This window comes from Microbacterium sp. (assembly GCF_036566905.1).
Taxonomy (GTDB): Bacteria; Actinomycetota; Actinomycetes; order Actinomycetales; family Microbacteriaceae; genus Microbacterium.
The window spans coordinates 37,011-43,385 of the sequence record NZ_DATCVK010000093.1 but is presented as its reverse complement, the minus strand read 5'-3'; the positions used below and the strand labels follow the sequence as shown (position 1 = coordinate 43,385).

Sequence of the window (6,375 nt, the reverse complement as noted above, 5' to 3'; positions counted from 1 at the left end):
GGGACGGCCTCGCGGCGCCCCGCCGAGCTCTCGGGCGGCCAGCGCCAGCGCGTCGCGATCGCTCGGGCCCTCGCGCTGCGCCCCGACCTGGTGGTGCTGGACGAAGCCGTATCGGCGCTGGACGTGTCGGTGCAGGCGCAGATCCTCGATCTGCTCGCGGCCGTGCAACGCGACGTCGGGGTGTCGTATCTGTTCATCAGCCACGACCTCGCCGTCGTGCGCGAGATCTCCCACCGCGTGGCAGTCATGCAGCACGGGCGGATCGTCGAGCAGGGTGCGACCCCGCGCGTGCTCGGCGCCCCGCGCGAGGAGTACACGCAACGGCTGATCGAGGCGATCCCGGGTTCGACGCTGTCGGCGGCGCCGGTGCTCGCGGGCGGGACGGCGGCATGAGCGCGCAGCATCTTCGGGCGCCGGGCCGGCACGCGCAGGGCACGCTCGCGCAGCAGACCACCGAGCTGCTGCAGGAGCTCATCCGCAACGCGGCCGTGAACGACGGCACGCCCGACTCGGGACACGAGCACCTGCAAGTGCGCACTCTCGAGCGCTTCTTCGCGGGCTCCGGGCTCGAAGGCGTCGTGGTCGAGCCGCACCCGGGACGCGCGTCGCTCATCGTTCGTATCGAGGGCACCGATCCCGCCGCGCCGTCGCTCGCCCTGGTCGGCCACACCGACGTCGTGCCGGTGGAGCCGTCCGGGTGGTCGCGCGATCCGTTCGCGGCCGAGATCGTCGACGGGGTGCTGTGGGGCCGCGGTGCGATCGACATGCTCAACCTCACCGCCGCGTACGCGGTGGTGACCCGCGCCATCGCGACCGGCGGGTTCCGCCCGCGCGGCGACCTCATCTTCGCCGCCGTCGCCGACGAGGAGAACGGCAGCCGCTTCGGCGTCGGCTGGCTCACCGAGCACCGCCTCGACCTCATCGACGCCGACTACGTCCTGACCGAGTCCGGCGGTGCGCACGCGGGCTCGCGCCCGCACCTCGGAGTCATGGTCGGTGAGAAGGGCGGCGCCGGCCGGCTGCTGCGCGTCACCGGGGCGCCGGGTCACGGCTCCGCCCCGTGGGGCTCGCGCAACGCGGCCGTCATCGCCGCAGAGGCGATCACTCGACTCGCGACGCACCGCGGACCGACCGTCATCACGCCGCAGTGGCGCGCCTACGCCGAGGCGCTCGACCTCGACACCGAGACGCGAGCGGCGCTCACGGACCCCGACCGGTTCTACGACGGGCTGCCGCGCCTCGGCACTCTCGACGGGTTCGCGCACGCCTCGACGCACACCACGGTCTCGCCGACCATCGTCCGCGCGGGTGAGAAGGGCAACGTCATCCCGGGCACCGCGACCGTGCAGCTCGACATCCGCATCCTCCCGGGCGTCACGCGCGATGACGTCGAAGGCCTCATCAGAGAGGCGCTCGGCGACCTCATCGAGCACATCGAGATCGAGGGGGACTGGTTCGGCGAGTCGACCGCCTCCCCCATCGACACACCCCTGTTCGATGCGCTCGGCAGCGCCGTGCGTCGCGCATATCCGAGCGCCGAGCTGCTTCCGATGCTCGGGGTCGGCGGTACCGACGGCCGGTTCTACCGGCGCCGCGGCATCCCGGCTTACGGCTTCGGCGTGCTCAGCGAGCGCTGGGACTACGGCACCTTCCGCCGCCTGTTCCACGGCAACGACGAGCGCATCGACCTCGACTCGATCGCACTGACGGTGGACGCGCTCGACCACGCCGTCCGCACCTTCCACGCCGACACCGGCGCGGCCACCAGAGCCCGCGCCGCCCGTGAGGAGGCCGCCGTTTGAGCGCCGGCACCATCCCCGTTGCGGGCATCATCCTCGCCGGCACCTTCCCCGAGCACGATCCGGGGGCGGGGCTCGAGACCACGCTGCGCCTCTTCAAGCTCGCGGAGGATCTCGGATATGACGTGGCCGGCATCCGTCAGCGCCATCTCGAACGCGGCGTCTCGTCGGCGCTCACCTTCCTCGCCGCCGCGAGCCAGCGCACGCGCACGATCCGCCTCGAGACCGACGTCGTGCCGCTGGGGTACGAGACGCCTTTCCGCCTCGCCGAGGACTTCGCCACCGTCGACGCGCTCGCGCGCGGGCGGGTGAACGTCGGCGTGAGCACGTCGGCACCGCACGGCGAACTGCTCGCTTCATTGGGACGCCCGGTCCCCCCGCCCCCTCCAGGCGCCGGTGGCGCGTCGCCCGGAGCCTCCGGGCGCGTGGGCCCCGCTGCCGCCACCGCCGACCCGTACACCCTGATCGAACGCTTCCTCCTGTCGCTCGAGGGGCGCGCGCTGTCGGACGAGGAGCTGTCCACGCCGTACGGGCCTCAGATCCCGCGCGTGCAGCCGCACGTGGCCGGGCTGCGCGACCGGGTGTGGCTGGGCGGCGGATCACTCCGGTCGGTGCGCTGGGCGGCCGAGCACGGCCTGAAGCTGCTGCTCGGCAACGTCGGCGACGGCGACGCTGCCGACACGTTCGAGGCGGCACAGCGCGCCCACGTCGACGCCTACCTCTCCGCGTTCCGGGGCGACGCACCGGCCATCGGCGTCGAGCGGGTGATCCTGCCGACCGACTCGGCGACCGCGGCGCAGCGCGAGCATTACGCCGCCTACGTCGCCGCGCGCGACGAGCGCACCGCGCAGCCGGTGACCCTCGGCGGACGCACCGTCGTCTTCCAGCGCGACCTGCACGGCACCGCTGAGCAGATCGCCGAGCGCCTCGCCTCCGACCCGACGTTCGACGGGCGCACCGAGCTGCGCGTCGCCTTCCCCTACGGGTTCGACGAGGACGAGTACCGCCAGATCGTGACCGACATCCGTGCCGCCGTCCTGCCGCTCGTCGGCTGGCAGCCGGCTGTCGCGGTCGCCCACGCCGCCTGACCCACCCACCCGTCCGCACCGAGGAGGACCCCATGACCACCACGCTCAACACCGACATCGACCGCGCGCAGTTCGGGCACGAATGGGAGGACTGGCACCGCGGCCACGAGACCCGCCGGGCGGACGCGCTCGGGTTCTTCGCCATCACCGGCCTGCACTGGCTGGGCTCCGAGCCGATCACGCTGCCGGGCGCACCGGGAACCTGGAGCCTCGGCGCCGAAGGCGTCGTCGTCGAGCTCGCCGAGGGCGAGAGCCTCACGCTGGACGGCGGCACGATCACCGGTCGCCACACCTTCGGCGAGCTCCCGGAGCGCAGCAGCATCACGCCCGGCTTCACCGACGGCGACGTCGCCGGCGCCGTCGAGATCGCCCAGCGCGGCGGGCACACGATCCTGCGGCCTCGTCGCGCCGACCACCCGTTCCTCGCGGAGTACCCCGGCACCCCGACGTATGTGCCCAATCCACGCTGGCGCGTGGCCGCACGCTTCCGTCCGTTCGACGCGCCCCGCCCGACCGAGGTGGGCGCCGCCGTCGACGGCCTCACCCACGTCTACGACGCCCCCGGCGTGCTCGAGTTCTCGTGGCGCGGCGAGGACTTCACGCTCACGGCGTTCGACGGCAAGGCGCCCGGCGACCTGCTCGTGCTCTTCACCGACGCGACGAGCGGGCTCACCACGTACGCGGCGAACCGTTCCGTCGGCGTCGACGCCCCGGACGCCGACGGCTGGACCACGATCGACTTCAACCGCGCCGTCAACCTCCCGTGCGCGTACACCGACTTCGCGACGTGCCCGCTGCCTCCGGAGGGCAACCGCCTGCCGATCGGTATCGAGGCGGGCGAGAAGACGCCGAGCACGCGCGTGCGCTCCACCGATGCGCTCGTCGCCCCGGGGAGGGCCGCATGAGGTTCCAGCTCCTCGACATCGTCCCCTATCGCGCCGACCCCCTCACCGGTCGCCAGGTCTCGCCGTCCGAGCGGTTCGCCGAGACGCTGCAGCAGGCGATCCGCGCCGAGGAGCTCGGGTTGGATGCGGTCGCGATCGGCGAGCGCCACGCGGGGCACTTCATCTCGTCCTCGCCGACGGTGCTGCTGGGTGCGATCGCGGCCCGGACCTCCCGCATCCGTCTCAATTCGGGGGTCACGGTGCTCTCGGTGCTGGACCCGGTGCGCGTCGCCGAGGACTACGCCACGATCGATCAGCTGTCGGGCGGCCGGCTCGACCTCACGATCGGCAAGGGCAACGAGGCCCTGCAGTTCCCGCTCTTCGGGCTCGACATCGACGACCAGTGGGAGCTGCTCGCAGAGAAGTACGAGCTGCTGCGGACGCTGTGGCGCGAGGAGGACGTCACCTGGCCGGGTAGCGAGTTCACCCGCGCGCTGACCGGCGTGACGACCCTGCCCCGACCCTTCGCCGGGGCGCCGCGGGTCTGGCACGGGTCTGCCACGACGCTCTTCTCGGCCGGACTCGCCGCCCGCTTCGGCGACCCGCTGTTCAGTGCGAACGCCATCCAGCCTCTCGGGAACTACGGCGTGCTCGTCGATCACTACCGCTCCGAATACTCGCGGCACGGCCACGACCCGGCGAGCGCATTCGTCGGTGCCGGCTCGGGCGCTCTCTTCATCGCCGACACCACCCAGGAGGCGATCAGCGAGTACGGACCGGTGTACAACGCGATCGTGGCCGCCACTAACGTGCCCGGGAACAACACCCCGTTCCGCGACATCGAGCACGCCGTCGCCGAGGGTCCGGCCCTCGTCGGCACGCCGCAGCAGGTCATCGACAAGATCGCGCGGTTCCACGGCCGGCTGGGGCATGACCTGCAGTCGATCAGCCTGCCGACGACGGTGCCCTTCGCGCGGCAGCTCGAGATCCTCGAGCGCTTCGCCGACGAGGTGGCGCCGGTGCTGCGGCGCGAGTTCCCGACGGCGCTGTGGACGGATGCCGACCCTCACGGGCTGCGCACCCGCGAGCTCGCCGTCGCGTGAGCCCGGCGGACACGTGATGATCCAGGGCGCGGGCCGCGCGCGGCGATCCCGCACGCGGCCCGCGCTCTGGGCGTGCCTGGCAGCCGGCTTCGCGACGCTGTTCGACGCCACCGTCATCACCTACGCCGCCCCCGCCGTGAGCGCATCTCTCGGCGGCTCGACCGCCGGTGTCCAGTGGCTGCTCGCGTCGTTCTCATTGACGTTCGGCCTCGGGCTGATCCCCTCCGGCCGGCTCGGCGACGTCTACGGCCGGCGCCTGCTGTTCCTCGTGGGGCTCTGCATCTTCCTCGTCGGAGAGATCGCCGCCGTCGTCGCGCCCACGATCTCGGTGCTGATCGCCGCGCGGTTCGTGCAGGGACTCGGCGCGGGCGTCATCAGCGCACAGGTGCTCGGCGCCATCCAGGACCTCTTCACCGGCGCCTCGCGCCTGCGGGCCCTCGCCGCGTACACCGCGGTCGGAGGCCTGGCCGGCGTGCTGGGGCCGGTGCTGGCCGCCGCACTCCTCGGCACCGTCCCCGCAGATGTCGCCTGGCGTCTCGTGCTGCTGACGCCGCTTCCCCTCGTGCTCGTCGCGCTCGTGCTCGGATGGCGAGGGATGCCGCATCCCGCCGTCGCTCGCGCCGCGACGCGCGTCTGGCTCGACCTGCCAGGCATCGTGCTGCTGTGCCTGATCGTCGTCGCCCTGACGCTGCCCGTGGTGGAGCCGGGTCTCTCAGGACTGGCCGGGCTGGTCGTCGCGGGCGGCGCGGTCCTCCTCGCGGCGGTGCTCGTCGTGTGGGAGCGGGGCTACGCGCGCCGCGGTCGCCTCCCTCTGTTCGCGCCGCAGCTCGTGAGATCGCGCGGCTTCGTGATTGGCAATGTCGTGGCCCTGCTGTGGTTCGGCAGCGGCATGGCCGCCGGATCCGCCGTGACCCTCTACTTCCTCCAGTCACCGGCGCTGTCGGCGCTGGCGATCGCCCTGGTGTTCGCGCCCGGCGCTCTCGCGCGGCTCGGCGGATCGCTGTTCAGCCTGCGCGTGGTGCGCCGCATCGGCCCGTCCGCCACGGTCGGGCTCGGCCTCGGACTGCAGGCGGTGCTCTTCGCGGGTCTGGCGATCGCGGCACCGCTGCTGTCCGACGGCACGTTGTTCGCGGTGGCGGCGGCCGCCCAGATCGGACTGGGCGTCGGCGGCGGCCTCGTCGAGCCCGTCGTGCGCGCGACCACCCTCTCGTTCGCGCCCGCCGAACTGCACGGCGTCGCCGCGTCGTTCCTGCAGCTCACGCAGCGGCTGTCGGCGACCTTCCTCGTCGCCCTGGCCACCGGCATCCTGCTCACCGCCACCGGTGTCAGCACGGCCGTGACCCTGCAGGCGGCACTCGCCACCTGCGCGCTGGGCTCCCTGATCGCGCTGGCGGCGTCGACCGATCCCGCCTATCGGCGGGCGGGCACACGCGGGACGGCCGGCACCGATGACATGCCGGCGGCTCGTCCCTCGACGCGCCGCACGGCCCGAGTGTGAACG

Annotated in this window: 6 protein-coding genes; all 6 read left to right on the top strand. The window is 73.0% G+C overall.

What is annotated here, in order from left to right:
- Nucleotides 1-393, top strand: a 393-nt coding sequence (locus tag VIP82_RS07315; protein ID WP_331907146.1) for an ATP-binding cassette domain-containing protein, incomplete at its 5' end; no start/stop codon positions are given.
- The gene (locus VIP82_RS07310; protein WP_331907144.1) at nt 390-1,802 is read left to right on the top strand and encodes a M20/M25/M40 family metallo-hydrolase; all 1,413 of its coding nucleotides are present in this window, start codon (nt 390-392) and stop codon (nt 1,800-1,802) included. The genes VIP82_RS07315 and VIP82_RS07310, both read left to right, overlap by 4 nt.
- Nucleotides 1,799-2,887: an LLM class flavin-dependent oxidoreductase gene (locus tag VIP82_RS07305; RefSeq protein WP_331907142.1), complete on the top strand. Its 1,089-nt coding sequence runs from the start codon at nt 1,799-1,801 to the stop codon at nt 2,885-2,887. Before VIP82_RS07310 ends, VIP82_RS07305 begins: the two co-directional genes overlap by 4 nt.
- A 32-nt stretch (nt 2,888-2,919) precedes the next feature.
- The gene (locus VIP82_RS07300) at nt 2,920-3,792 is read left to right on the top strand and encodes a DUF1684 domain-containing protein (protein WP_331907140.1); all 873 of its coding nucleotides are present in this window, start codon (nt 2,920-2,922) and stop codon (nt 3,790-3,792) included.
- Nucleotides 3,789-4,874 carry an LLM class flavin-dependent oxidoreductase gene (locus VIP82_RS07295; RefSeq protein ID WP_331907138.1) on the top strand — a complete coding sequence of 362 codons (1,086 nt, stop codon included), beginning with the start codon at nt 3,789-3,791 and terminating at the stop codon, nt 4,872-4,874. The genes VIP82_RS07300 and VIP82_RS07295 overlap by 4 nt, the downstream gene beginning before the upstream one ends.
- The gene (locus tag VIP82_RS07290; RefSeq protein ID WP_331907136.1) at nt 4,828-6,372 is read left to right on the top strand and encodes an MFS transporter; all 1,545 of its coding nucleotides are present in this window, start codon (nt 4,828-4,830) and stop codon (nt 6,370-6,372) included. Before VIP82_RS07295 ends, VIP82_RS07290 begins: the two co-directional genes overlap by 47 nt.
- Nucleotides 6,373-6,375 lie beyond the last annotated feature (3 nt).

Bases quoted from the DNA above. Each gene is read 5' to 3' on its own strand.
- VIP82_RS07290 (WP_331907136.1), top strand. From the start codon at position 4,828: ATGCCGACCCTCACGGGCTGCGCACCCGCGAGCTCGCCGTCGCGTGAG.
- VIP82_RS07300 (WP_331907140.1), top strand. From the start codon at position 2,920: ATGACCACCACGCTCAACACCGACATCGACCGCGCGCAGTTCGGGCAC.
- VIP82_RS07295 (WP_331907138.1), top strand. From the start codon at position 3,789: ATGAGGTTCCAGCTCCTCGACATCGTCCCCTATCGCGCCGACCCCCTC.
- VIP82_RS07310 (WP_331907144.1), top strand. From the start codon at position 390: ATGAGCGCGCAGCATCTTCGGGCGCCGGGCCGGCACGCGCAGGGCACG.